The 25,603-nt window shown below is 35.8% G+C and carries 19 protein-coding genes; 9 read left to right on the top strand and 10 right to left on the bottom strand.

What is annotated here, in order from left to right:
* Positions 1 to 509 precede the first annotated feature (509 nt).
* From J7J00_RS16625 to J7J00_RS16610, 4 genes are all read right to left on the bottom strand, one after another.
* Positions 510 to 1,424 carry an NAD-dependent epimerase/dehydratase family protein gene (locus J7J00_RS16625; protein ID WP_214792296.1) on the bottom strand — a complete coding sequence of 305 codons (915 nt, stop codon included), beginning with the start codon at positions 1,422 to 1,424 and terminating at the stop codon, positions 510 to 512.
* Positions 1,425 to 1,567: 143 nt separating this feature from the next.
* On the bottom strand, positions 1,568 to 2,791 hold the full coding sequence (locus tag J7J00_RS16620) for a glycosyltransferase family 4 protein (RefSeq protein WP_214792294.1): 1,224 nt from the start codon (positions 2,789 to 2,791) through the stop codon (positions 1,568 to 1,570).
* A gap of 321 nt (positions 2,792 to 3,112) precedes the next feature.
* Positions 3,113 to 3,550, bottom strand: a complete 438-nt coding sequence (locus J7J00_RS16615; RefSeq protein ID WP_214792292.1) for a hypothetical protein — start codon at positions 3,548 to 3,550, stop codon at positions 3,113 to 3,115.
* 280 nt (positions 3,551 to 3,830) lie between these two features.
* A complete protein-coding gene (locus J7J00_RS16610) occupies positions 3,831 to 5,456 on the bottom strand; it encodes a peptidase G2 autoproteolytic cleavage domain-containing protein (RefSeq protein WP_214792290.1) in 1,626 nt (541 codons plus the stop codon).
* A gap of 593 nt (positions 5,457 to 6,049) precedes the next feature.
* Here J7J00_RS16610 and J7J00_RS16605 point away from each other — a divergent pair.
* The 3 genes from J7J00_RS16605 (at position 6,050) to J7J00_RS16595 (ending at position 8,501) form a co-directional block, all read left to right on the top strand.
* Positions 6,050 to 6,949, top strand: coding sequence for an NAD-dependent epimerase/dehydratase family protein (locus J7J00_RS16605; protein WP_214792288.1), 900 nt, complete (start codon positions 6,050 to 6,052; stop codon positions 6,947 to 6,949).
* 69 nt (positions 6,950 to 7,018) lie between these two features.
* Positions 7,019 to 7,729 carry a glycosyltransferase family 2 protein gene (locus tag J7J00_RS16600; protein ID WP_214792286.1) on the top strand — a complete coding sequence of 237 codons (711 nt, stop codon included), beginning with the start codon at positions 7,019 to 7,021 and terminating at the stop codon, positions 7,727 to 7,729.
* A gap of 43 nt (positions 7,730 to 7,772) precedes the next feature.
* Positions 7,773 to 8,501, top strand: a complete 729-nt coding sequence (locus J7J00_RS16595; protein WP_214792284.1) for a sulfotransferase family 2 domain-containing protein — start codon at positions 7,773 to 7,775, stop codon at positions 8,499 to 8,501.
* A 60-nt stretch (positions 8,502 to 8,561) separates the two neighbouring features.
* Here J7J00_RS16595 and J7J00_RS16590 read toward each other — a convergent pair whose 3' ends face one another.
* A complete protein-coding gene (locus J7J00_RS16590; RefSeq protein WP_214792283.1) occupies positions 8,562 to 9,647 on the bottom strand; it encodes a glycosyltransferase family 4 protein in 1,086 nt (361 codons plus the stop codon).
* Positions 9,648 to 9,956: 309 nt separating this feature from the next.
* On the opposite strand from J7J00_RS16590, the gene J7J00_RS16585 reads away from it, so the two are divergent.
* The 4 genes from J7J00_RS16585 (at position 9,957) to sat (ending at position 13,917) form a co-directional block, all read left to right on the top strand.
* Entirely contained in the window at positions 9,957 to 10,673 is a 717-nt protein-coding gene (locus J7J00_RS16585) for a glycosyltransferase family 2 protein (RefSeq protein WP_214792281.1), read from the top strand.
* 519 nt (positions 10,674 to 11,192) lie between these two features.
* The gene (locus tag J7J00_RS16580; protein WP_214792279.1) at positions 11,193 to 12,059 is read left to right on the top strand and encodes a sulfite exporter TauE/SafE family protein; all 867 of its coding nucleotides are present in this window, start codon (positions 11,193 to 11,195) and stop codon (positions 12,057 to 12,059) included.
* Between the two features lie 23 nt (positions 12,060 to 12,082).
* A complete protein-coding gene (cysC, locus tag J7J00_RS16575; RefSeq protein WP_214792277.1) occupies positions 12,083 to 12,697 on the top strand; it encodes an adenylyl-sulfate kinase in 615 nt (204 codons plus the stop codon).
* 47 nt (positions 12,698 to 12,744) lie between these two features.
* The gene (gene sat / locus J7J00_RS16570) at positions 12,745 to 13,917 is read left to right on the top strand and encodes a sulfate adenylyltransferase (RefSeq protein WP_214792275.1); all 1,173 of its coding nucleotides are present in this window, start codon (positions 12,745 to 12,747) and stop codon (positions 13,915 to 13,917) included.
* A 375-nt stretch (positions 13,918 to 14,292) separates the two neighbouring features.
* On the opposite strand, the gene J7J00_RS16565 is transcribed toward sat, so the two are convergent.
* The 3 genes from J7J00_RS16565 to J7J00_RS16555 form a co-directional block, all read right to left on the bottom strand.
* Positions 14,293 to 14,904: a class I SAM-dependent methyltransferase gene (locus J7J00_RS16565; protein WP_214792273.1), complete on the bottom strand. Its 612-nt coding sequence runs from the start codon at positions 14,902 to 14,904 to the stop codon at positions 14,293 to 14,295.
* Positions 14,905 to 14,996: 92 nt separating this feature from the next.
* On the bottom strand, positions 14,997 to 15,884 hold the full coding sequence (locus J7J00_RS16560) for a glycosyltransferase family 2 protein (protein ID WP_396020567.1): 888 nt from the start codon (positions 15,882 to 15,884) through the stop codon (positions 14,997 to 14,999).
* Between the two features lie 166 nt (positions 15,885 to 16,050).
* Entirely contained in the window at positions 16,051 to 20,877 is a 4,827-nt protein-coding gene (locus J7J00_RS16555) for a coiled-coil domain-containing protein (protein WP_214792269.1), read from the bottom strand.
* A 591-nt stretch (positions 20,878 to 21,468) separates the two neighbouring features.
* On the opposite strand from J7J00_RS16555, the gene J7J00_RS16550 reads away from it, so the two are divergent.
* Together J7J00_RS16550 and J7J00_RS16545 are read left to right on the top strand one after the other, a co-directional pair.
* The gene (locus J7J00_RS16550; RefSeq protein ID WP_214792267.1) at positions 21,469 to 22,710 is read left to right on the top strand and encodes a hypothetical protein; all 1,242 of its coding nucleotides are present in this window, start codon (positions 21,469 to 21,471) and stop codon (positions 22,708 to 22,710) included.
* 88 nt (positions 22,711 to 22,798) lie between these two features.
* Positions 22,799 to 23,482, top strand: coding sequence for a GT-D fold domain-containing protein (locus J7J00_RS16545; RefSeq protein WP_214792265.1), 684 nt, complete (start codon positions 22,799 to 22,801; stop codon positions 23,480 to 23,482).
* A 113-nt stretch (positions 23,483 to 23,595) separates the two neighbouring features.
* Here the strand turns inward: J7J00_RS16545 and J7J00_RS16540 are convergent, their stop codons facing one another.
* Both J7J00_RS16540 and J7J00_RS16535 read right to left on the bottom strand, forming a co-directional pair.
* Entirely contained in the window at positions 23,596 to 24,030 is a 435-nt protein-coding gene (locus tag J7J00_RS16540) for a M67 family metallopeptidase (protein ID WP_309487184.1), read from the bottom strand.
* 323 nt (positions 24,031 to 24,353) lie between these two features.
* Positions 24,354 to 25,505 carry a BMQ_0737 family morphogenetic spore coat protein gene (locus J7J00_RS16535; RefSeq protein ID WP_214792263.1) on the bottom strand — a complete coding sequence of 384 codons (1,152 nt, stop codon included), beginning with the start codon at positions 25,503 to 25,505 and terminating at the stop codon, positions 24,354 to 24,356.
* Positions 25,506 to 25,603 lie beyond the last annotated feature (98 nt).

The following is a 25,603-nucleotide window of genomic DNA, read 5'->3' as shown; positions in this document are numbered from 1 at the left end:
GATAACGAAGGATAACCGCCTTAATAGGTAAGCGAATTCTTATCTGTTTTAAAGTGAAGCCTATATTGTAATGCTCGTCCAACTGGCCTCCATTCAGCTTTGAAAAAACAATTTAAGACCTTATGCAGGAGTAGTAGTGGCACATGTGAAACGGCAAAAATCTATATAATTTAGAAACTGAACGATTGTTAGCATATAAAACATGCTAATGAGTAAGGAAAGGATAACAGGCTATATTAACCCATCTCCAGCTTTTATGAAGTGATGGATGTAAAAGCCTAATCTGCCCGTTCACCATTTCCTTACGCTCATAAGCTGTTCTGACCTGTGTATGAAAGTTTATTTGTTCCAGCTAACTTGTGCATCGATTAATTCATTCACATAGTTACAGTAAAAATGCATCACCATAAACTAGGAAATGAAATAACAACATTCTAAGACTAGATAACATTTATTAAATGGAGACTTATTTAGAGAATTACGATAAGGAAAGGATCGTCTTATTGTAACTACATCTTACTCGAGAAGGAATAGGTTTCGGATAACCCTTGGAAAATATCAGTCTTTGGATACCAATTCAGTAATTGCCTTGCTTTTCTGTTAGCAAGGCAGCTGTTTTTAATATCTCCTGTTCTTCCAGCTGAATGGACTGTATTCACTTTTGAACCATGAATTTGTGTTAGCATTTCCAAAAGTTGATTTACTGACGTTTTCTGTGCAGTGCTGACCTGGATCGTTTCTTGATTTCCTCGATTCACTGAAGCGATGTTAGCATGTACTATATCTTTCACATATATAAAATCACGAGTTTGTTCACCATCACCGTGAATGCTTAAAGGCATTCCCTTTTTGAGCTTTTCTAAAAAAACCGCGACCACTCCGCCTTCCCCTTTTGCCGTTTGTCTTGGCCCATAAACGTTTCCATAACGGAGAATCGTATAGGGGAGCCCATAAAGTTGATTAAACAAGCGGATATATGATTCAGCAGTCAGTTTTGATAATCCATAATAAGAAATGGGTCCTGTCAGGTCATCTTCGGAAATCAAGTCTTTCTGTAAATTTCCATATACCCCTGAGGTAGAGGAAAAGATCAGTTTACTTACAGCCGATTCATGACATGCCCGAAGAATATTAATCGTTCCATTTATATTCACATCAGCATCATATTGCGGTTCGAGTATGGACCGGCTCACATCCGCCTGTGCAGCCAAGTGGAAGACGATATCTGGCTTTTCTTTAACAATGATCTGACCAGCGACCTCGCTGCATATATCTTCAGTATGGATGATGGCATTGGGATGTACATATTCCATGTGTCCGGATATCATGTTATCCAATACATGTACCTCGGCACCATTTAAGATAAGTTCTTCAACTAGATGGGAACCAATGAACCCAGCCCCACCTGTCACGATAGCCTTCATACATCATACTCCTTTTATATGTTTTTAGTATTGTATGTTTTACGGTCAATAATGGCCTAAACAGTTACCTAGCCCTTTCTAAAAAAGAAAGGAAAAAGAAAAGATGCTGACGCAATCAAGGTGTCAGCATCTTTTCTGCAGAATTATTTATTTCTTTTTTTGCGAAGTGCATTTTCATATACACCTAACACCTTTTGGACAGCTTTATCGGGTGACCAATGTTTCAGCCCCCATTTTTGGGCATTAAATCCAAGGGTTTTCATATAGGACTCATTCTCCAATAAATAATTGATATGCATGGTTAACATCTGTTCATCCCCGGCAGGTGATAATACACCTGTAATTCCATGTTCGATGATTTCTGGTACTCCACCCACATCACTGGCAATGACAGCTTTTCCGGAAATTTGCGCTTCTATTACAGACAACGGTTGATTTTCCATCAAAGTTGGGAGAACTAAGATATCCGATATGGATAACAAATAAGGAACATCATCCCGTCTTCCCATAAAGATCACATCACTTTTCAAGCCCGCTGCTTTGCTTTGATTTATTAATTCTTCTAGCATAGGGCCGTCCCCAACTATCCAACAAACCCAATCATTTCGACTTTTTTTTAATTGAGAGAGTGCGCCTAATAAATGATGCACTCCTTTAAACTCAGAAAGCCGACCAGTATAAATAATCACTTTCTTGTCGGTTGGGCGTTGGATTGCAGTTTTTTCATCCATTCTTTTAAGGAAGGATTCAGTATCGTAACCATAGTGGTACACTTTAAGTTGTTCTGCAGGTACATGAAACTCGCTCGTTAAAGTATTTTTTAGCCATTCATTTGCCACGATTGTAATTTCAGCATAAGTAGCCCCTTCAAATTCGAGTTTATCAAAATATACGCAAGCTAGGTTGGATGTTGGGGTTTTATGAATGTGGGTGACATAATGCTTCATCTCATGAGCAACGCAGCCATGAAGGGTAGCGACTAAAGCTGTCGTGTTGGATTTTATCCGATTTATGCAAACTGTCGAAAAAACATCTTGAGTATGAATTAAATCGTATTTTTCCAATCCTAAATTACGGACACCTAACTCATAAAAATAACGAAGAAGCTCATAATATTTGACCACAGGATCTACATGTTTAGATGAGTAGTTTTGTTCTAATAATTTTGCTGTACGTAGAGGAATCAGTTTATCTTTTTCTATCCTTCGATTTTCATTAATAATGTGTACATAGTTATGGCCTTCACCATAACCTAGTAAGTCGACCTCATGTCCAAAAGACTCAAGCTTTTCTTTTAATTGCTGCATATAGTTCCATACCCCACCCACATGTGGAGTTATCCAAAACGTGGCAAGCAATATTTTCATGAATATATCTCCCATCTGTTAGTACTTAGAAGTTCATCAAATTCATGTACTTTTTTATATAAGTATTCAGGAAATATACTTGTGATATAGACGGATGTCTTCTTAGCATAATATACTTGATACAGAATATTTTCAAATGAAGAAAAGAACTAAAAAAGAGTGACTGCTAAGACATTCATGTTTGTTCTGCAAGTATCATAATTATAAAAACCTGGAAAAGCTTTTATTCTCGCTTTGTAAGTGATTGAAAAGAATATGTATTTATTAAACTAAAAAAGACAAAAAAACAGCGAGCTCCTGTAAAATAATGTTACGGGCTCGCTATATATTGTTTGCGGCGTTAAGGCTTTCAGGGCCTGTACGAGTTGGTACCAGAACTATTCCTCCTGGTATACTGATGAACGCTTGATACACTAAACTTCCGGGGTTAGGTGGTCTATAGTCAGCACCAGTTACAGTTATTATTCTTCTAGAAGCAACTCCTAATGCACCGATAACTGGTGATGTTTCTGTTGCTGAATAGACAAGGACACGTTCTGGTCCTAGGCCTCTATAAATTTCAATGGTAATAGGTACGGCAGCAGTAACTAAAGAGCTAATAGCAATGGTGGCGGTGAATTGAACTCGAAGGTTAGGTCCAGCACCTCCTGTGGTTAGGCCTAGTGTTGCAAAAAGCGCGGGCGTTGAGGAAAGTGGTATTGCGATCCCGCCACTGATACTTATGTTCTGCGATATTTGAGCGTCTAAAAATGTTCCCATAATGTACACCTCTTTTCTAATAGTATATTCTAATATATTAATAGGATTCTGTTTTTGTATGGACAAGTTTTCCTTTTATTTAAAAGATAGTAATAATTTTATTTAATTGATTGATTGATTGATTGATCTTTGGTCTGGTAATAGTCTCATTTATACTTTCTTAGAATAATGCAATCAATACTAAAAAGAGGGCGAGCTCACCAAAAGGCGAAAACTGCCCGCCAGAATCCCTTATCCGATTTGTTTCTAATTAGTTATGCTAACATAAGAACCAAGCTTCTCATGAGCTTAATAGCTTTTGTTTTTCATTTTGAAATTCTTCTTCAGTAAGATAACCTTGTTCTTTCAATTCTGCTAACCTCTTAAGATCCTCAATATGATTGGAACTATTTATTGGGATATAATTAAACAACACCAATATTTGATTTGTACCTGTGCGATCAAGCACTCGATACCCTTGCTTTGCTTTTGTCGCTATTCCTTCACCATTTGGCATGCAGTACCCATTAACTTCGCAACTGCCATCATCTCTAACTAACAGTTTTCCTAACAGACCTATGGCTATCCATTCAGGTCTGCTACTGCGAGGTTTGTATTCAACGGCAGCATCCCAATCAGGGTTTAATACAGGCTTAAGTTCTGTACGTTTCGGCACGACTACATTGCCTCCAGCGTCTAATACAGAAGGAAGTATGGTTTCTTCGTACAAAATTTCACCCCATTCTGTAGTCAAGTACTTGTGTTTCCATCGAAGCTCTCCACTATCAGCTAAGTAGGCGGGGTTTGCGCTTGATATTCCCAGTATAAAATCATCTTGACCATTTGCTATACGCACTTTATCCTTTTCCAATGAAACGAAGTACCCGAATTCGATGGGGTTTCCATCTGTCGTTTCGAACATTTCCGCATAATCTGCTGCCGGAGTGGTGAAGGTTCCGTCAATTTTTACATTTCCGTTGCTTAAAATTTTGGCAGCCAAACCAGGCGTTGAGGCATTAATGCCATTTGCCAGGTACCAAGAATACGGCAGCTCGTTTGCTGCACCGAATTGTCCCATGACATGGACGCCTTCCAAAAGGTTCGCATTAGTTGATTGTCCCTCCGTGTGGGAGAAAAAACCAGACGCAACCGTGTTAACACCTTCAGCATGAGAGGTAAAACCGCTCGCAATGTTAAGAGCACCTTCAGCGTGGGAATTTTGGCCGAGTGCTTGAGTCTGGTTTCCTTCGGCATGAGAAAGGTCGCCTGAAGCGGTAGTACGCTGCCCCTCCGCATGCGCAAAAATTCCACTGGCCAATGTCAAGTTTCCTTCGGCATGAGACGCCCTACCATTAGCGGCCGTTTGGTCACCTTCTGCATGCGAGGATTCTCCTTGAGCCCTTGTACCTTGTCCCTCCGCATGTGAGACAAGCCCACTGGCGACCGTATTTTCCCCCTCAGCATGAGATGCTATTCCCGATGCAGTCGTTAGATTTCCCTCTGCATGGGCATGTAGGTTCAAGGCCCGTGTGTTCGATCCCTCGGCGTGGGAGGCATAACCGGAGGCTAAGGTTGAGCTACCTTCCGCATGGGCCGTATTTGCACTTGCTCTCGAAAAATATCCCTCAGCGTGGGAAGCCACACCTTCCGCCAACGTAGTGGAACCTTCCGCGTGGGAAGAACTTCCATTAGCATTGGTCAAAAATCCTTCTGCGTGGGAAGCCAGCCCCGTGGCTGACGTGTTAGCCCCCTCCGCGTGAGCCACACCAGCTGTCGTTTCGGTCTGAAACCCTTCTGCATGAGAAGCGTCCCCACCTGCAATTGTATTACTTCCTTCGGCATGTGAAGCCACCCCATTTGCTATTGTATTAATCCCTTCAGCTTCTGAACAAATTCCAATTGGATTTTGATTACATCCATTCGCCATTATTTTATCTCTCCTTAGTATAAGATTTGTAATTCCTCGTTAAGTGCACCAACATTTAAATGAAATGCTTAAAATATTGTGGCCTTTTCATTAAATATGGTGAAAATAATCTGATTGTAAAAAAGTTCATAACATACCTGTTTTTATGATAGCTACTAAATGTTAAAGAATGATTATTATACAGAAGAGGTAGTAAGAAATGTTTTCGTTATTATTGTATGTATCAACTATATATCGATATGGACTAAACATTCATTTGCGGTGCCTTTACATTTGGACTACTGTGAGTACGCTTTAGTGGAATATTATCCTTTAAAGATATTTTAATAATTAATAAGTCACAGCAGAATTTGCCCTTTTCTTATTAGAAGGAGAGAGCAGCCCATATCAACTGGTGGGGGGGGGCATATTGTAATATAGAGGCAGCATTGTGATGCACCAACGATTAATAAAAATTGTTATGTATTGGAAGAGATTGAAACGGTCGAATGATGAATTATGAGTATTAAGTGAGTTATATGAGTTGAGGGCCTTTTAACCATGAGATGATTTAAGACGAATATTAACATCATTAACGATTGGATGAGAAATCTATGAATCAACAAGGAAAATTAATAATCACAGGGGCTAGTGGGTTCACAGGTCGACATGCATGCACACACTTCCTGAAATCAGGATTTGATATTACGGCAGTTTCAAGAAAAAAGATGAATATCGAAGGTAGGATACATGCAGAATGTTGTGATCTGACAAATGGAAACGATGTATATAACCTTATCAAAAGGACCAAACCTCAATACCTTCTTCATTTAGCTGGACAGAACCACGTTGGGGAATCATGGTCGGAACCCGTTTCAACCCTGGAGGCAAATACCATGTCCACTGCATACTTAATTGATGCCATCCGTAAAGAAAGTCCGACTTGTAAAATCGTGATAGTTGGCTCAGCTCTTCAAATTGATCCTAGCTCCATCTCATCAATTCCCCATCCTTATAGTTTAAGTAAAACCCTTCAAGTACTTATTGCACAATCATGGGCAGTTTTATATAACATGGACATCATCATTGCAAAACCATCCAATCTAATTGGACCTGGATTATCCAATGGTGTTTGTTCCATTTTCGCAAAAAAAATTGCAGAGATGGAAAAGAAGGGGATGGAAAAGGTGCTTGAGGTCGAAAATCCAAAAGTCCAACGTGATTTTCTGGATGTAAGAGATGCAGTGAGGGCTTATGATCTTCTTTTGAAAAGGGGACAGCCTGGGGAAACGTATGATGTTGCTTCAGGTAATAATCGTTCTTTAGGAGAAATCATTGAAGGCTTCAGGTCGTTAACAACAGGTGATATTAAGGTGAATTCACAACGAAATGATCTAACCGAACATAAAGTGGCCAAGGACCCTATAAAGCTAGTGAATTTAGGGTGGAAGCCAAGTATCCCACTTGAATCATCATTAATGGACACCCTTACCTTTCAGCGCGGTTTAAAGTAAAAGTGCTGAAAATCAAATGAAGGCGTTGGTAAAATACTTTATCTAAAATGTTTTTAAGGGGGGTAGGCAATGGAGCCGAAAGTATCAATAATTATTCCATTTTATAATTGTTCCTATATAGATAAGGCCATTCAAAGTGCGCTTGATCAAACATATAAGAATGTAGAGGTCATAGTTGTAGATGACGGTTCGACAATTTTCACAGAAAAAATCCAGCCGTTCTTGGAAAAAATCCGTTACTTAAAAAAAGAGAACGGAGGAACAGCTACAGCATTGAATCATGGGATACATGCAGCTACGGGAGAATATATCGCTTGGTTAAGCTCGGATGATTATTTCCTGCCTGAAAAAATTTCTAAACAAGTGTCTTTTATGATTAGCCATCAAGCAGAAGCAAGTTTTACAAATTATGATTGCATTGATAACGAAGACCAATTGTTATTTTCTTGGTATGGAAAACGCTTTACAGACATCAATGAAGTGTATCGTACTTTTTTACTTTATAATGCAATAAATGGTTGTACTGTTATTATAAAGAAAACCGTTTTTGAGAAAGTTGGTTACTTTAATCCTTATCATCGCTATACACATGATTATGAAATGTGGCTGCGTTTATTGGTAAATGGTCATAAAATGTATTATTTGGATGAAGCCTTAACGAAATTCAGGATACATGAAGAATCGGGTACATGTAAATTCCAATCGGAAATGCAGGAAGATATAGTTACTATTGAGAGCTATTATCGACCACTTCTTATAAAAAATATGGAAAAATTATAAGAGCAGGCTTTTATTTTGATATGAAGAATGGAGGAAATCATTTATGTCTGAAGAGTATCTGGATATTTTTATGCATGTCCCCAAAACAGGAGGAACGACCTTAAGTGCAATCTTTAGAAAACAATATAAAGCTAATGAAATATTCGATCATGACTCTTACGAATTCAAGATTAAAAAAGTTGATCAATTAGGGGTAGAGGAAAAGAGAAAAATAAAAGCTGTAGCGGGTCATTACAATTATGGAATACATCAGCATTTTTCAAAACCCTCTAATTACTTTACGATGTTACGTGATCCAGTTGACCGTGTCATATCCTTATATTACTTTTTACAAAACTATCATCCAGGATATGAGAGAGTAAGAGACATGACTCTAGAGGAATTTGTATTAAAAGATCCTGAAGCCCAAAATCATCAAACAATATTGGCATGTGGTGATCCTGAAAATCCTGACATTACAAAAGCCAAAGAAAACTTAAAGACATTTACTGTGGTGGGAGTCACTGAGTTGTTCAATGAAACACTTTTTTGCTTAAAAAAGGAATATGACTGGGGTGATATTCATTATACAAGAAAAAATATTACTAAAAATCGCTTGGCCAAAGAAGAAGTGCCATCAGGGCTAATAAACTTGATCAGAAAATATAACGCAATGGATTTGGAATTATATGATTATGCAAAAAAACTTCTTAATCGAAAACTTAAATCACTTACAGTAGACGAACAAAAGCAATTGGAAAAGTTTAAATTGGAGCAGAGTGCCTTAAACTAGTTCCTGATTGGACAATCAAATAAGAAACCGCCGAAATGAAAAAATTCCGGCGGTTTCTTTTCACTTGCAGTCTACTCCCAAGGATTTCAGCATATTGATGAAATTTTGAGCATACAAATCTGGACTAAAATGAGTTTTGACGTGTTCAAGGGCATTTGACCGGATACTTTCCCTTATTGCCTTGTTATTCATTAATTCTTTTGCCTCTCTGACTGCATTATCGATATTTCCTAAAGTGTAAAACTTTCCCGTTCGATTATGAATGATTGAGCTCCTTACCCCATCGGAATCCGTCGTCAGAACAGGGCATTTACAACTCATCGCTTCAAGCAGTGCGTATGGGGCTCCTTCCACTTTTGAGGTAGAGCATAAAAAGCCTCCTGAATCTCCGATTAGGGAATAATAATTGGCCATTTTGGAATTAGGGACATTTGAGTGTACAGTAAGATTTTTGCTCAAATTTAATTGTGTAATTAATCTTTTAAATTTCACTCTTTCATTAGGGACACTTAAAGTGGGATCTTCAAACATAAGTAACTGTAAATTTGGATAATAATTGTGAACTAGTTGATACCCTATTTGAAGAAATTCCCTCCAATTTTTGTTATCTTCAATTCTGCCGATCCATGCAATTTTCCTAACGCCATCTAAAGGTAATGATCGGTATGAGAACTGACTTGTATCAAAACAATTATTGAAACTGAATTTGGGAACTGAAGGGTAAAGTTCATCTAATAATTGCATGATGTGTGGAGTTTTTGGATTAAGAAATCCATCAGCATAGGCATTGACCTGTGGAATGGCATTTGAAAGCGCTCCTCTTGCTACATGTTTGGGACCGTATCCTTGAATTTCTAATATCATCTTTCCATTATAACCCAAGGCTCTAAATCTTGCTAAAGCTTGGAAATCTGAAACGACAACGACAGCGCTATATTTTCCATCCTCTAAAATTTTTTTGATTTCGCTATCATTGTTCGATATAAATGTTGGTCCAATGTGAACATTTAAAAGTTTTTGTTTTCTTTTGTTTTCATAATAAAGAAAATGAGCATTTATATTGAATTTTTTTAGAGCGGCAAATCGTTGTCGGTTTAAGGTTTCCACCCCACCGCTTGGAACGTAAAAAACAAACAGTATATTCATTCTTCCTCCTCCTCAAACAAAATGAAGCATCAGGACTATGGGATAAGGTTGAATCATATTAAGGCAACAAGGTTCTATTGATTCATCCTTTTTAAAGAAATTTAAACACATGAATTATATATATGATTCGACGGGGCGATTATATCTAAGTTATTCAGATTATACTTCCCATTTTAATTCTGGTTCATGTCATATGAAGGAATATTACATATCTTAATAAGATAGAAATAAACATAAGAATGAAAATACACAATGAGAAAGTGTTTGTATAGAAAATATAAAGCTGATTATTAGGAAGGCGGTTCACATATGTCAAAAGTATCTATTGTTGTTCCGTTTTATAATTGCCCCTACATTGATGAAGCATTGGAAAGTTTGATGAACCAAACATATAAAAATATTGAAATTATCGTTGTGAATGATGGCTCTACAAAATATTCAGATAAAATCACTCCGTATCTTGATAGAATTATATACATCGAAAAGGGAAACGGTGGAACAGCGAGCGCATTAAATATGGGCATCAAAAATGCGACAGGTGACTATTTTTGCTGGCTCAGTTCAGATGACATCTTTTACCCTGAGAAAACAGAAGTTCAATTAGACTTTATGAATAAAAATCGAGCGTTATTTAGTTATACTTCCTATTATTGTATAAATGAAAATGGGAAAGTTATCACCCCTAGTTTAGGTATACATCTGCCAAATAAATTAGAATTAATTAAAGCAATGAGCAAGGGAAATGTTATTAATGGCTGCACTGTAATGATAAATAGGAAGATATTTGATCTAATTGGAGTATTTGATGAAACACTTCCATATACCCACGATTATGATTTATGGTTAAGGATAGTACAAAAATTTGACATACAGTTTTTGTCTCAACCTTTATTACTTTATAGGGTTCATCCACAAATGGGCTCGAACAAACATGCAGTTAGTATCAAAAAAGAAACTTTTCTCGTTGTTAATCGACACCGAGCTAAAATGAGACAATTAATGTTAAAACAACTTAGAAAACAATAATTATATAGATTTAATATGCCACTAGCCTTGATTCGCTATAGTCGGAAGTCCTTGTGTTTAAACAAGGGCTTTTTTTCTATTTTAATCGAAGAAATTAAATTATTTTTTTTACTATCAGGTTAGGAAATTAAGTCTGTTTAAGCTGATGAATTCAGGAATGGTTGGCCATAGCCATTCGAGGGGAAGCGTTTAAGTGAATTTTTTGACTTAATATATAAGTCTATAGCAAGTAAGTGTTTTTTTGCATAGCATATAGAAATCAATCCCTCGCATTTCCAATATGTGGTTATTGTTTTTTGAACATGTTCTTTTAATCTAGAAAAATCAATATTTTTTGTTAGGTATTACTTAAATCAAATATAAGACGAGCATCCGTATTATGTTGATGCTTTTTAAAGATACCTCCAAAAAATGTATTATTGCAATGCGTATAGGATTGTCTACAATGCGACAAAGCACCTTTAAGATATAAGAATTACGTATTTAATAAAAAAGGAAATCGTTTTGTAGGAGGATAACATGAGAAAGCTCATCATATTCGCATTTATCGGTTTTTTGGCTCAGTTAATTGATGGATCCTTAGGTATGGCATATGGGGTTACTTCAACATCGCTGTTGTTGACATTTGGAATTGCACCTGCAGTGGCTTCTGCATCCGTACATTTGTCCGAGGTAGTGACTACTGCTGCTTCTGGTATATCTCATATGAAATTCGGGAACGTTGATCGTCAAGCGCTTTTAAAATTAATCATTCCTGGTTCAAATGGGGCATTTGCAGGGGCGTGTTTTTTGAGTAATTTACCAGGAAATATAGTAAGACCTTATATTTCAATCTTTTTGTTTATTCTTGGCGTATATGTACTTTTTCGTTTTTTAAATATTTCTAAAACAAGAAATGAAAGAAAATCAATTAATATATCAAGAAAAAAATCAATCGTTTTGGGGTTAATAGCTGGATTTGCAGATGCCACCGGTGGGGGAGGGTGGGGCCCGATTACAACTCCAGTCCTATTATCTCAAAATGGTGTTCCTGCTAGAAAAGTAGTTGGTACGGTGGATACGAGTGAGTTTGCTGTTGCTGTTTCTGCAACGTTGGGGTTTCTTATTGCATTAGGTTGGCAGGAAGTGAACTGGTTTTGGGTAATTGCACTTATGGCAGGGGGAATCATCGCCGCACCCATCGCTGCCTGGATCGTTACTAAATTGCCATCTTATTTATTGGGAGTCCTTGTAGGGGGATTCATTATTCTGACGAATGCACGAACGTTGATTAACACTTGGACGTTTCTTGATCATTGGTCTTCCGTTATTTATATGCTCATATTAATTGGCTGGACAGTATCATTAGTGTATGTCATCCGAAATAATAAAAATCCTGTTCCATAATGAAAAAACAAAGGGGAGATAATATGGGTCAAGATGAGTATATCCATCATCATTCATTTTCCATTACAAAAGAACATAGACAAGCTTTACATGGACATAAAAGCTTTATTCTTTGGTTTACAGGTTTATCAGGTTCAGGTAAATCAACCATAGCGAATATGGTCGAAGGAAAACTTCATGAGAAGGGGATCTCGACATATATTTTAGATGGAGATAATTTACGGAATGGATTAAATGAAGACCTTGGTTTTAGTTCTGAAGATCGCAAGGAAAATATACGCCGAATAGGGGAAGTTGCCAAAATTTTTATCGATAGCGGGATAGTGGTATTAGCCACGTTTATTTCGCCTTATATTAGTGACCGAGAAGATGTCCGAAAAAAGGTACAAAAGGGTGAATTTCTTGAGATTTATGTCAAATGTCCTTTAGAAGCCTGTGAGAAACGAGATCCCAAAGGGTTGTATAAGAAAGCGAGAATAGGAGAGATCACTCTATTCACAGGGATTTCAGCCCCTTATGAAGAACCGGTAAACCCTGAAATCATGATTGAAACCAGTCAATATTCTATTGAAGAATGTGTTCGGCAGATTATGAACTTCTTAAAAGATAATGGGCATTTAGGAGATGTAAATATTTAGGTCTGAAAAAGAGACAATGGATCGTACAAATGATAGAGGTGTTATATATGGATGACCAAAGAACCATCATTGAACCACATGGCGGCAAGCTTATTAATCGTGAATTAACAGGAATTGCCCGTAAAGAATATTTGGAAAAGTGTAAATCGCTTTCGTCCCTGAACATCTCAAAATGGATTATTTCGGATATTGAGATGATTTCAAATGGTGGATTTAGTCCACTTATTGGATTTATGGGGGAAAAAGATTACCAGAGCGTCTTAAAATATATGCATCTGGCAAACGGATTACCATGGACGCTTCCCGTTACGCTTCCTGTAACAAAGGAAGATGCGAAGAGTATAAATGTGGGGGATGAAGTTGCTCTATATAGTGTTGAGGGAGAACTGTCCGGGATCATTCAGGTAGAAGAAATGTTTGAATACGATAAACAGGAGGAAGCTACACTCGTTTATAAAACAAAAGAATCTAACCACCCTGGGGTCAAAAAGCTATTTGAGCAAGGGAATGTGTATATTGCTGGTCCTATTTTCCTGGTAAATAGGCCTTCACATAAACCGTTTGAAGAATTTTATATGAGCCCAAACGAAACTAGAAAAATGTTCACCGACTTAGGTTGGAGTACTGTGGTCGGGTTTCAAACTAGAAATCCAGTGCATCGAGCCCATGAATACTTGCAAAAAACGGCATTAGAAACGGTTGATGGGCTTTTGTTGAATCCTCTTGTAGGTGAAACGAAAAAGGATGATATACCTGCAGATGTACGGATGGAAAGCTATCAAATTTTATTAAAATATTACTATCCATTGGACCGAGTCCGACTTGCAATTTATACAGCGGCCATGCGTTATGCAGGTCCCAGGGAAGCCGTCTTTCATGCGCTTGTTCGAAAGAATTATGGTTGTACACACTTTATTGTCGGCCGTGATCATGCTGGGGTAGGAAACTATTATGGAACGTACGATGCACAAGAAATTTTTAGCCAGTTTGACCCTATGAAAATAGGTATTAAACCATTGTTTTTTGAACATAGCTTTTACTGTGAAAAGTGTATGAATATGGCTTCGTTGAAGACATGTCCTCATTCTGCTGATGATAGGTTCATTTTAAGTGGAACGAAAGTCAGGGAAATGCTTCATGATGGTCTTACTCCACCACCTGAATTTACTCGCCCTGAGGTGGCAGAAGTACTTATTAGGGGCATGAACCAAAAAGGGTAGGATAACCAAAAGGGACACAACTACTATCCTATCGAATCTCATCCGAGGAAGTCCTTACAAAGGGTTTATTTAGTCCTTGTTAACGTGCTGTATCCCCCTTCAATCTGAAAAGCCGTCTGTATTTTAATATTACCGCACCAAATCATATACTTATAAGCTCATATTTCTTCGCGGTGGTTAATTGGCTACCCTCATTATTCAAATAACTTTGTACAACCTGTATATTTAATTTCTCTGAATAAGTTTAAAAATGTATCCCCTTTTTTAGGCATAATAAGATCCATCCAAGTAGTAGTCTAACATCCATGTTCGTTTTACACTGTCTAACTAAGGGGATAATAATGTCATGCGGAAGCGGAAGTAGAGAAATATATTTTAAAAATTGATGATATTCAAATCCCATAAAGCTAGTGATTTATCCGTATAGTTCATTTCTCCTTCCGTACAATTCTCATTAATAACCAAGATAGGTTTTGGAAAGTTGAATGGCTCAATCTCTAGATTAAGAGGGCGCCAGCTTCCTGTCCTTATTTCATGATTAAGCGAAAGGTTAGTAAATGTAGTCGTTAATAAATATCTCGACTGGCTTGCTTTAAAATTGTTTAAAGCTAAATGAATATCAGAAAAACTAAAATGTACGAGGCAATCTCGACAGAGGATTAAATCACCTGTAGGCAGACGATCTTTTGTAATGTCCATACGAAAAAACTGTACATTGTTTAATGGATATTCTTTTTTATTTCTTTTTATTATCTCATCGACGATATCAATCCCAATATATAATTCTGTATTTTTGTATATTTCCTTCATCCAATTAAAATCACCACATGGTGCATCTATCATTTTTTTTATCTGAAGTTGTTTTATTATGCTTGGTAATTCCTGAATGAGTGTTTTGGTTTGAGTAAGTGATGAACCCGTACCAGATACAGACTCATAGTTTCCCCACATGTTTTTCTTATAAATATTTGTAAATAACTCTTTCATTTACATTCTCACCTTTCATCATTTTGAATTATTTAGAAAGGGATTATAAAAACGACATGACTCTCTTAGGGAGATAGGGCGCTTCTTAAAACCTAGAAATCTATATTAAATTTGGCAAAGTACCAATCATCATCATATTTTCGTTTTTGAAAGTAGGCCCGTCGCTGCTTTTTAACTCCATCTAGGAGAACTTGGGATTCAATAGGGTTTGCTTTTACATGGATCATGAGTTTTTTGCACTTTTGTATGCGATGAGTATTAAAGTGAGAGTAGGCCATCCTTAATAAATTATAATAAACTTCATCATAGCTAACTTCGTAGGGGTGAGTTTTTCTGAATAAATGGATTATTTTTAAATTAGGCAGAACGTGGCAGCGAAATCCAAACAGCCATAGCTTAATAGAAAGCTCTACATCTTCATGTCCCCAAGTTTTAAATCCCGTTTCAAATCCGCCCACATCTTCAAACACTTTTTTTGAGATAATAAAACATCCTCCGGGTAATACGGCAGTTTCAAAGAGGCCATTTTGTTTAGAGTTCCATTTAATTCTAAGGTTTGACTTTAAGGTCTGACCATAGCCGATGAAAACGGAATTGCCAAACGAAGCGATTGCTGGGGTTACTGCATCTGATTTTCCAGTAAGGAGGGGTTCTACAATATGATCGATCCACAAATCTTCAAACTGTAAATGAGCATCGCAAAAAATCAGGAATTCACCAGAAGCTTTTGTTGCCCCTAAATTTCGTGCGTTTGCAGCCCCAATTCCTTCAGTTTCAAAAAGTTTAACCTGGTTTGCGTGAATATAGGTATTAAGGAAATCACAGCAATCATCTGAAGATCCATCGTTTATAATAATCACTTCGAAGGAATAATGTGTATCAACAGAAAATAATGAATCAAGAGTGTTTTTCACGTTTTCCCCTTCATTTTTGGCAGGGAAAATTATTGAAATTAAAGGATGAGTTTTCACTTCGTTTATCTCTCCTTTTGTAACGAATTTTTCATTATTAAAATAGATCAAGGACAGTGAAATAGATATTAAGAGGGGGATTATCACAATCCTTGATCTGCGGTTGCAAGTAGTCGTTAAGTTTTTGTTTGTTGTTTAGTTAAAGTGGTAGTACATATACTATAAATAAAGGTTATTATTGATGTTTTCTAAAATTCTTAAAGGGATCTATCGCTGTTTTTTGCGCTCCAGAATGTAAATTATATAAAGGATGATTTTTATAAAACATATCTAATGAAAATGAATCTGTATTAGTGTTTTTAAATTTAGAATCTGGGTAATCTTTTTTCTGATACGATGACATTATCCCTGAATTGTAATTTTGTTGAGTTCTATCATTTTCTGTGTAACTCGGTTTATTTTGGGGAAAGATTGTTTGACAATGTGATGTTTGCATTTTAAAATTTTGGCTTGTAGTTTTTTGTTGGATTGTATCATTCGTGAATCGAAACGCATTTGGTTGATTAATTACTTCTTTGTTATTTGGCGAATTGAAATTCCCCATATTTACACGAGTATTTCCAACTTGCTGTTGAATTCCATTATTATTAAAAGGTTTTTCCATTTTTCTTTTTGGTTGCAAATAATTTTTTTCTTGTTCTTGAATATATTTTGCCAGTTCATCTTTATAACGGATTTCTTTTTCTTTTTGATCCTCTACCATTTTATTTATGGTTTCTATTTTTTGAATATAATTAAATTCTTTTTCTGTAAAATCTGTTATGGATTCGGTTAAGTTCTTAATTTCCTGTTGGTGTTGCTTTTCATTTTCCTTTAGATTGTTAATTGTCTGTACTAAATTATTAATTTCCACTTTATAGTGATTTTCTTGCTCTGAAACAAGAGCAATCATTTGCTTTAAATGATCAACTTCTTGTTGATGTTGATTTTCATTTTCCTTTAAATTGATAATCGTCTGTTCTAAACTTTCAATCTCCACTTTATAGTGATTTTCTTGCTCTGAAACAAGAGCAATCGTGTGATTTAACTGATCGATTTCTTGTTGATGTTGCTTTTCATTTTCCTTTAGGTAGTTAATCGTCTGTTCTAAACTTTCAATCTCCATTTTATATTTATTTTCTTGCTCTGAAACAAGAGCAATCGTGTGATTTAACTGATCGATTTCTTGTTGACGTTGATTTTCACTTTCCTTTAGATTGTTAATCGTTTTCTCTAAATTATCAATCTCCACTTTATAGTGATTTTCTTGCTCTGAAACAAGAGCAATCGTGTGATTTAACTGATCGATTTCTTGTTGATGTTGATTTTCATTTTCCTTAAAATTAATAATCATTTGCTCTAGGTTTTCAATCTCGGCTTTATATTTATATTCTTGCTCCGAAACAAGAGCAATCGTGTGATTTATCTGATCGATTTCTTGTTGATGGTGATTTTCATTTTCCTTAAAATTAATAATCATTTGCTCCAGATTCTCAATCTTGGCTTTATATTTATTTTCTTGCTCCGAAACAAGACCGATGGATTGATGTAAATGATCAATTTCTTGCTTGTAGTGGTCTTCTTTTTCGGTAAGTCGGTTGTTAGCTTTTTCTAAGTTACCAATGTCCACCTTATATTGACTTTCCTTTTCCGATAGATGGTCGATTGTCTGAACATAATTTTCAATTTCATGTTTAAAGTTTTCGATAACTTGTATATGATGATTTTCCTTTTCGGAAAGTTCAATCATGGCTTTTTCTAGACTTTCAATCTCCACTTTATATTTATTTTCTTGTTTAGATACAACGCTAATCGTTTGATTTAACTGATCGATTTCTTGCTGATGGTAGTTCTCTTTTTCCTTTAAATCTATAATCATCTGTTCTAAATTTGCAATGTCCACCTTATATTGACTTTCCCGTTCCGATAGGTGGCCGATCATTTCATTAAAATTTTCAATTTCATGTTTAAAGTTTTCGGTAACTTGTTTCTGCTGCTCTTCCTTTTCGGAAAGTTCTGTCATGGCTTTTTCTAAATTATCAATCTCCACTTTATATTTATTTTCTTGTTCAGATACAGCGGTAATCGTGTGATTTAACTGATCGATTTCTTGTTGATGGTAGTTCTCTTTTTCCTTTAGATCGGTAATCATCTGTTCCAAATTCTCAATGTTCACTTTATATTGACTTTCCTGTTTAGATAGTTGGTCGATCGTTTGAGTATAATTTTCAATTTCATGTTTAAAGTTTTCGATCATTTGTTTATGATGATTTTCCTTTTCGGAAAGTTCAATCATGGCTTTTTCTAAATTATCAATCTCCACTTTATATTTATTTTCTTGTTCAGATACAACGCTAATCGATTGATTTAATTGATCGATTTCTTGCTGATGGTAGTTTTCTTTTTCCTTTAAATCTATAATCCTCTGTTCTAAATTTGCAATGTCCACCTTATATTGACTTTCCTGTTCCGATAGGTGTCCGATCATTTGAGAATAATTTTTAATTTCATGTTCAAAGTTTTCGATAACTTGTTTATGATGCTCTTCCTTTTCGGAAAGTTCGATCATGGCTTTTTCTAAACTTACAATCTCGGCTTTATATTTATTTTCTTGTTCAGATACAACGGTAATCGTTTGATTTAATTGATCGATTTCTTGCTGATGGAAGTTCTCTTTTTCCTTTAAATCGGTAATCATCTGTTCCAAATTTGCAATGTTCACTTTATATTGACTTTCCTGTTTCGATAGGTGGTCGATCGTTTGAGTATAATTTTCAGTTTCATGTTTAAAGTTTTCGATAACTTGTTTATGATAATTTTCCTTTTCGGAAAGCTCGATCATGGCTTTTTCTAAACTTACAATCTCGGCTTTATATTTATTTTCTTGTTCAGATACAACGCTAATCGATTGATTTAACTGATCGATTTCTTGCTGATGGTAGTTTTCATCTTCCTTTAAATTGTTAATTGTCTGTTCTAAATTTGCAATGTCCGCCTTATATTGACCTTCCCGTTTCGATAGGTGGTCGATTGTCTGAACATAATTTTCAATTTCATGTTTAAAGTTTTCGATAACTTGTTTTTGCTGCTCTTCCTTTTCGGAAAGTTCGATCATGACTTTTTCTAAACTTTCAATCTCCACTTTATATTTATTTTCTTGCTCCGAAACAAGAACGATGGATTGATGTAAATGATCAATTTCTAGCTTATAGTGGTCTTCTTTTTCGGTAAGTTGGTTAATAGCTTTTTCTAAGTTACTAATTTCCAACTTATATTGACTTTCCTGTTCGGATAGGTGGCCGATTATTTGAGTATAATTTTCAATTTTTTGTTTAAAACTTTCGATCATTTGTTTATGGTGATTTTCCTTTTCGGAAAGTTCAATCATGGCTTTTTCTAAATTTTCGATCTCCAGTATATATTTATTTTCTTGTTCAGATACAATGCTAATCGTTTGATTTAACTGATCGATTTCTTGTTGATGAAAGTTTTCATTTTCCTTTTGATCCATAATCATCTGTTTTAAATTTGCAATGTCGGCCTTATATTGACTTTGCAGTTCCGATAGGTGGTCGATTGTCTGAACATAATTTTCAATTTCATGTTTATAGTTTTCGTTAACTTGTTTCTGCTGCTCTTCCTTTTCGGAAAGTTCGATCATGGCTTTTTCTAAATTTTCAATCTTCACTATATATTTATTTTCTTGTTCATCGGATACAACGCAAATCGTTTGATTTAACTGATCGATTTCATGTTGATTGTATTTCTCTTTTTCCTTTAGATCGGTTATCATCTGCTCTAAATTTTCAATGTCCACCTTATATTGACTTTCCTGTTCGGATAGGTGGCCGATCATTTGAGTGTAATTTTCAATTTCATGTTTAAAGTTTTCGATAACTTGTTTATGATGATTTTCCTTTTCAGAAAGTTCGATCATAGCTTTCTCTAAATTTTCAATGTCCACCTTATATTGACTTTCCTGTTCGGATAGGTGGTCGATCCTTGAAATGTAATTTTCAATTTCATGTTTAAAGTTTTCGATAACTTGTTTATGATGATTTTCCTTTTCAGAAAGTTCGATCATAGCTTTCTCTAAATTTTCAATGTCCACTTTATATTGACTTTCCTGTTCGGATAGGTGGCCGATCCTTGAAATGTAATTTTCAATTTCATGTTTATATTTTTTAATATCTTGTTTATGATGCTCTTCCGTATCTAAAAGAGTTTTTTCTAAATTATTAATCTCCACTTGATATTGCTTTTCTTGATCGTTTAAAAGATCAATGGTTTTTATAAGTTGATTCATTTCATTTTTATAATTCATTTCTTTTTCATTAAGAGAATTAATGGTTCCTTTTAATTCTTGAATTTCGTTTTTGAAAGTATTTTGCTCTTGAAAATAAAACATGACTTTTTCAATTAATTTCTCAATTTCTAAATTAATGCTTTGTACATCTAAATTAGTTATTTTTTTATTTACTGGAGCAAGAAGTGATTTCACCTCTGAAAGCCCATCCGCCATTTTTTTAAAACCTTCATCGCCGATCTTTTTGAATTCCTCATCTTTTACATTTTGCTTTTGGGCGGACTCATAATCTTGAATTTTCTTTTGAAGAGAAGCAATTTCCCCTTGTAATATTTTATTCTTATCTGCAAGTGTTTTTATGTCATTTTTGTTCTTTTCGTCGTTTGTTTTGGTTCCTTTAACGTACTGTAGTTCGGTCTTATATTTCTTTATTTCTTCTTCTAATTTCTGAACCTTGGTTTCTGCACTCTTCCTTTCATGTTCCTTCCGATTGATTAGTTCTTGATATGTTCTTTGTTCATTTATCATTTCTTCATTGTGTTTTATTAATTTTCTTATTTTCTTTTTACTATAATCCACTTCGTATTCATTAACTTTTGATTTGTATAGGGAAAGTTCAGATCTAAGGTGAATGATCATTTGCTGAAGTTGTACTGGAGTTATTTTATTCAATTTACTTTTTTGTATTTCATTGGCTTTTTCATCATCTGTATACAAAAATAACCACTCCTTATTTTTGATCACGTGTGAACAGACTGCAATCTCCCGCCATTACCAATAAGGAATCAATTAGACAGGATGAGATTCAGCTACTGTAAATGACCAAGAAGTTCCTATGCGGAGATGTTTATCAAGATTTTTATGGGTGTGGTAACTTTATATGGAGCACTAGTTCGTGAGAGTATAGGTGTTGCTTCGTGATAAGGAACACAGCGACACCAGGGGCATGGTAGACAAAAGTAAATTCCTCCTCATAAAATTATCATCTTGAAAGAAAATCTTGAATTTCTATTTTTCAATATTCATTTGACGGGTTTTAAATCAAACACCGATCCCTTTAAAATGATTCCATAATAGTTATATGTCCCGTATTTCAAATTGGTGATTATATTTATTATCTTTTTAATTCCCTCACAATTTCACAAACAATTTAAGACTGCTATGTTTATTCTTTATCATTTCTTCATTACTCTTACATATCATTAATATTGAGTGATATAAGGGGTGTGATGAACAAGCAGCAAGGTATTATTTTATCCTTTCGAAAACCAAATCTGTAACAGGATTAACATAAAGGGGGATACATAAATGGATTTTAGAGTAGAAGTTGGAGATAAGGAGGCAGGAACCATACCTTATGAGTCTCTCCCGGCATTTACTTATCTTTTTAGGGAAATGGGTTTTGATGTGCAGCCAGATACTGAAAATCAGAAAGTACAATTATGTTCTGCATTGCATGGTAAAAGAATTGTACTTTCTTCCGATTATGATGTTAAACATAACACCTTTAGAAAGCACCTTCTAGAAAGGAAGGTACTGGAGTATATTCAAACATTCCTTTCTGCATGTGGGGCAAAGGTGATTCTTATAGATGAAAAGATGGAATCAGAAAGGGCAGATTTTCATGTATACTTATCACTCTTTGAAATTCCAGTAATAAAAGAGCCCATTCTTGAATTAATTCATAATTCGAAATCAACTAATAAAAGGTTATTGGATATTTTTCATTATGAATGTACAAGAACTGGAACAAAATTTAAATCTAATGAAGTAGTTAGAGGCGCAAATAACCCGTTTATTAATATACAGATAATGTATCCTGTTATGGCGGAAGAAGATTTTTGGAAAAAATTCGGTGAAAAATATGCGATGTCCATAACAATAGGAATATTAGCCAGATTTCAAGAAAGTTCGCCTTTATCTGCTTTGTCATTAGTTCCAATTGAAATTTTCTCAAACATGTTTGTTCCTTCCCAAAATACTCGGTTAAATTTGGAGCCAGCCCTGCAAAAAGAAAAAAGGTTACCAGAAAAGAAAAGGTTTTTATTAAAGAAACCAACTATTAATAAAAGAAAAGAAGCCGAAGTGTTTTTAGATTATCATATTTTTATTGAAGAACTTGAAGAACGTAACAAAATCAAGCTTATCGGAAATCTTCATATTAAAAATATAGGTACGGAAGTTTTGCGGAATCCAGTTATCTGTCTGCGTTCCACCCCTTCAGAAAGTATAAAAATATCCGGGCAAATATTGCCGCCGAATGTTGCCGATACTTTGGGGGTAAAGAAAAATGAAGAAACAAAAGGGTGGAAATATATGAATGATGAATGGTTTGAAGAAATGGAAAAGGGTGAAACCTGGATATGTCCCATTCAATCTAAAAATATTAACCCTAGGCAAACAGAATCTTTAACTAACTTACAAATAAGCGTCCTTCAACCTGTAGAAAACAGCAATATTCGTGTAGAAGCTTTTGTGTTTTTTAAAGAACAAGATCTTGAAATCAGTTCAAGTAATCAAATTTCCTTATTATTAACAAAGAAACAATAATGTAAAAGGGTAAATGGCAGAGCATATGAGGGGTGGAAGTGGGGTGGTTGAAGGGAATTATCACTTTGAGAAATACTTATTGGATAATATGAAAGTGATAAAATTATTGGACCAAGCGATAAAACAGAATAAAGGCTTTTCTCTTGCCCGATTTGGAATAGGTGAAATAAGCTATTTAAGCTGGCCAGCCAATGGATTATTAGTTCAAGAGTTTAAACGGTATGAATCTTATGCGGGCGTATCCAATTCACCAGAAATAATTAGGAGGGAATTGGTCAGGTCATTGCGGGATACAGACATTGCTGGTTTGATAGCTCCTTGGAGACTGGATCCTTGGGCAAAACAAACTCGAAATGTACTTAAACAACTGAAGTTCATGCCTTCGAAAGCTTGTTGTGCTTGGATCATGCAAAGTCTCTTAGGCGAGGGGGAATTATGGCCATGGCTGAGTAATAAGAAGGTATTTCTTGTTGGACGTCGTTCAAAAGAAGCAGAAATCGTTTTTAAAGAACAAGGGGTGCAAATTACTGGCAGTATAGATTTAAATGGATATGCAGAATTAAGTGGAGTGCAAAATGAGCTACAGTCTAATCAGGAATGGGAAATGGCGTTAATTTCTGCCGGGATTCCGGCAACCATTTTAGCTCCAAGAATTGCAAAATTGACCCAGAAGGTTGCCATTGATTTCGGGCATGCCCTTGATATGATTCTTGATGGAAAAGAATACAAACATTCTGACCTAGTAAAAAAGTGGAATGATCAGTTTTCCTAAATAGGAAACAAAAACTAAATATAATCCTTGTAGGGAAATAAATATAAAATAATACTCGCAGATTCAACCTTGAATTCATAAGGATGAGGTGCGAGTATCTATTTGCACTAAATTCAGTTTACGAATTTTAATTGTATCGGAAAGACGTTTTTTCCTGTTAGTTGGAAACACTTTAATTCAGGGGTCGAATTTGCAAACGAAATAATAAGGTGAGCTACCTCTGGGTAGTTATTTAAGGAAATATCTCCTTCTGACGGATAAGCACAATCTGTTGGATGGGAATGGTAGATGCCAATCAAATCTTCATTCCTCCTATCGATAAGTTCAAATACATGACGAATTTGATTTAAATCCATCGAGTAGGAAAAGGAGCTCCTATTGACATTTTCCATTGGCCAAATGGTTTCTGCGACCCCATTTTCCCCCGAAAGCAGCCCACAGGCTTCATAAGGAAGTTCTCGTTTGCAATGAGAAATCAATTTTTGCCTAACTTGATTGGTGATGTAAAAAGCACCGGATGTTAAACTTAGATCATTTGTTTTTTCCACAGCAACCTTTTGCTCGTACTGGCCGAACCTGAAGGGTAGAGGGAGTGCTTGGTTGTTGTTGTTGAGCGGGCTGCTGGTTGGAAATTCCTAATTTTCTTCTTACTTTACGTCTTAGCTTATCAGATGCCATTTTTTTCTCTCCTTTTATAGGTATGTTCTATAAATATGAAAACATGAATCCTTATGTAACCTAATAATTAATAAATGGGTCGCCTAAAATCCGGGATACATGTACTAAGTGTTGAAGTAAATAATAATTTCAGATTTTCCAAGTTTCTTTACAAAAAAAAACCGAGAGAGTATCATCCCTCGGGTTTTTATTTTTATACAGGAAAACGATCGCAATCTCCTGCTTCAACCTCTAATCCAGGATTAGCCACTTCTGTCAGAGCAATAGTGACAGTTGAAGTTGCGCCAGTTATTAAAAGTGTAGCAGTATCTCCTAAAGGATCAGCATCAGCTAGAATAAGTGTGAATGTCGCGTTTTCTGGTACACCTCCGGCTGGTGTTATAACACCAGTACCAGTTACAGTAAGCCCAGTTACTACTCCAGCAGCATCTGTAGCACATGTAGGCTGGTTAAAGTCATTGGCTGTAAACGTGAAGCTTTGGTCAATATCAGCTTCTCCTGGGGTTCCAGTAGGAGTAGGAGTAGGTCCTAATGTATCGATGTAGGTAACTTGAATCCTACTACCAGAAAGGGTACATTGGTCACAAACCAGGGCAGTCAAATCTAAGTTTCCTGATGTTGAACCACCTAGACCGTCCTCAAATACAAGGATGGTTGCTTCGCCATCGAATTCTGCTGCACCTTGGCAGTCACAGTTCAATGTTGGGAAGAAGGTCGGGCATTGTTGAGGGAATCGTGGTGTTGGGCACACGAACCCTTCTTCTTGAATTGGAATGACAGGACGTGGTCCACAGAACTTAGCCTCGACCTCTAGCTTAACCTCAGCCTCGACTTGAACATCTTTACACATGGTCACATCAAGTACAACCATGTCACCAAGCATTTGATTTAAAACAACTGTACATTGAACATCGAAAATATTACAGTTGATTTCTGTTCCCTCTGGGAAGCATAGGATTACTTCATCCATGAAACTAACAGGTACTACGAAATTACACCCTGGTAGTGGTTCTCCATTGCAAAAGAATTGAACGCGGATATGGACATGGAAGGCAAGGGAAACAATTTGGGCACCTGGAACAGTAGGAATGTTAGCTGGAATGGCTCCGATAAAATCACAGCTTCGTGTACCAGCTACTTCCGAACAAGTAGCTGTTATCGTATTACCATCATGACGTGCATCTTCAATTGCTGCAAAACATGCCTCAGGTATTTGAACTTTATTGCGATCACGATTTGTTAGAACAACCCAGTCATATACTTTAGTAACACGAATACATTCAGGTCCGATGGGGTTCGGTACCACTTGTCGGCCCTGAATAGATTTGACGTTCCTTTTTTTCATCAAACATCTTTCCCTTCAGTATCAGGTTTTGAACACATTAACATACTATGGGGATATCTTTTTATGGGTACATTTTTCTTGGAAAATGGGCTAATAAA

It is taken from the genome of Bacillus sp. ISL-4 (assembly GCF_018613275.1).
GTDB lineage: Bacteria > Bacillota > Bacilli > Bacillales > DSM-1321 > Peribacillus > Peribacillus simplex_E.
This window is presented reverse-complemented; position numbering and strand designations above follow the sequence as displayed.

Coding starts and splice junctions, on each gene's coding strand:
- J7J00_RS16625 (WP_214792296.1), bottom strand. CDS start 1,424: ATGAAGGCTATCGTGACAGGTGGGGCTGGGTTCATTGGTTCCCATCTA.
- J7J00_RS16620 (WP_214792294.1), bottom strand. CDS start 2,791: ATGAAAATATTGCTTGCCACGTTTTGGATAACTCCACATGTGGGTGGG.
- J7J00_RS16615 (WP_214792292.1), bottom strand. CDS start 3,550: ATGGGAACATTTTTAGACGCTCAAATATCGCAGAACATAAGTATCAGT.
- J7J00_RS16610 (WP_214792290.1), bottom strand. CDS start 5,456: ATGGCGAATGGATGTAATCAAAATCCAATTGGAATTTGTTCAGAAGCT.
- J7J00_RS16605 (WP_214792288.1), top strand. CDS start 6,050: ATGAATCAACAAGGAAAATTAATAATCACAGGGGCTAGTGGGTTCACA.
- J7J00_RS16600 (WP_214792286.1), top strand. CDS start 7,019: ATGGAGCCGAAAGTATCAATAATTATTCCATTTTATAATTGTTCCTAT.
- J7J00_RS16595 (WP_214792284.1), top strand. CDS start 7,773: ATGTCTGAAGAGTATCTGGATATTTTTATGCATGTCCCCAAAACAGGA.
- J7J00_RS16590 (WP_214792283.1), bottom strand. CDS start 9,647: ATGAATATACTGTTTGTTTTTTACGTTCCAAGCGGTGGGGTGGAAACC.
- J7J00_RS16585 (WP_214792281.1), top strand. CDS start 9,957: ATGTCAAAAGTATCTATTGTTGTTCCGTTTTATAATTGCCCCTACATT.
- J7J00_RS16580 (WP_214792279.1), top strand. CDS start 11,193: ATGAGAAAGCTCATCATATTCGCATTTATCGGTTTTTTGGCTCAGTTA.
- cysC (WP_214792277.1), top strand. CDS start 12,083: ATGGGTCAAGATGAGTATATCCATCATCATTCATTTTCCATTACAAAA.
- sat (WP_214792275.1), top strand. CDS start 12,745: ATGGATGACCAAAGAACCATCATTGAACCACATGGCGGCAAGCTTATT.
- J7J00_RS16565 (WP_214792273.1), bottom strand. CDS start 14,904: ATGAAAGAGTTATTTACAAATATTTATAAGAAAAACATGTGGGGAAAC.
- J7J00_RS16550 (WP_214792267.1), top strand. CDS start 21,469: ATGGATTTTAGAGTAGAAGTTGGAGATAAGGAGGCAGGAACCATACCT.
- J7J00_RS16545 (WP_214792265.1), top strand. CDS start 22,799: ATGAAAGTGATAAAATTATTGGACCAAGCGATAAAACAGAATAAAGGC.
- J7J00_RS16535 (WP_214792263.1), bottom strand. CDS start 25,505: ATGAAAAAAAGGAACGTCAAATCTATTCAGGGCCGACAAGTGGTACCG.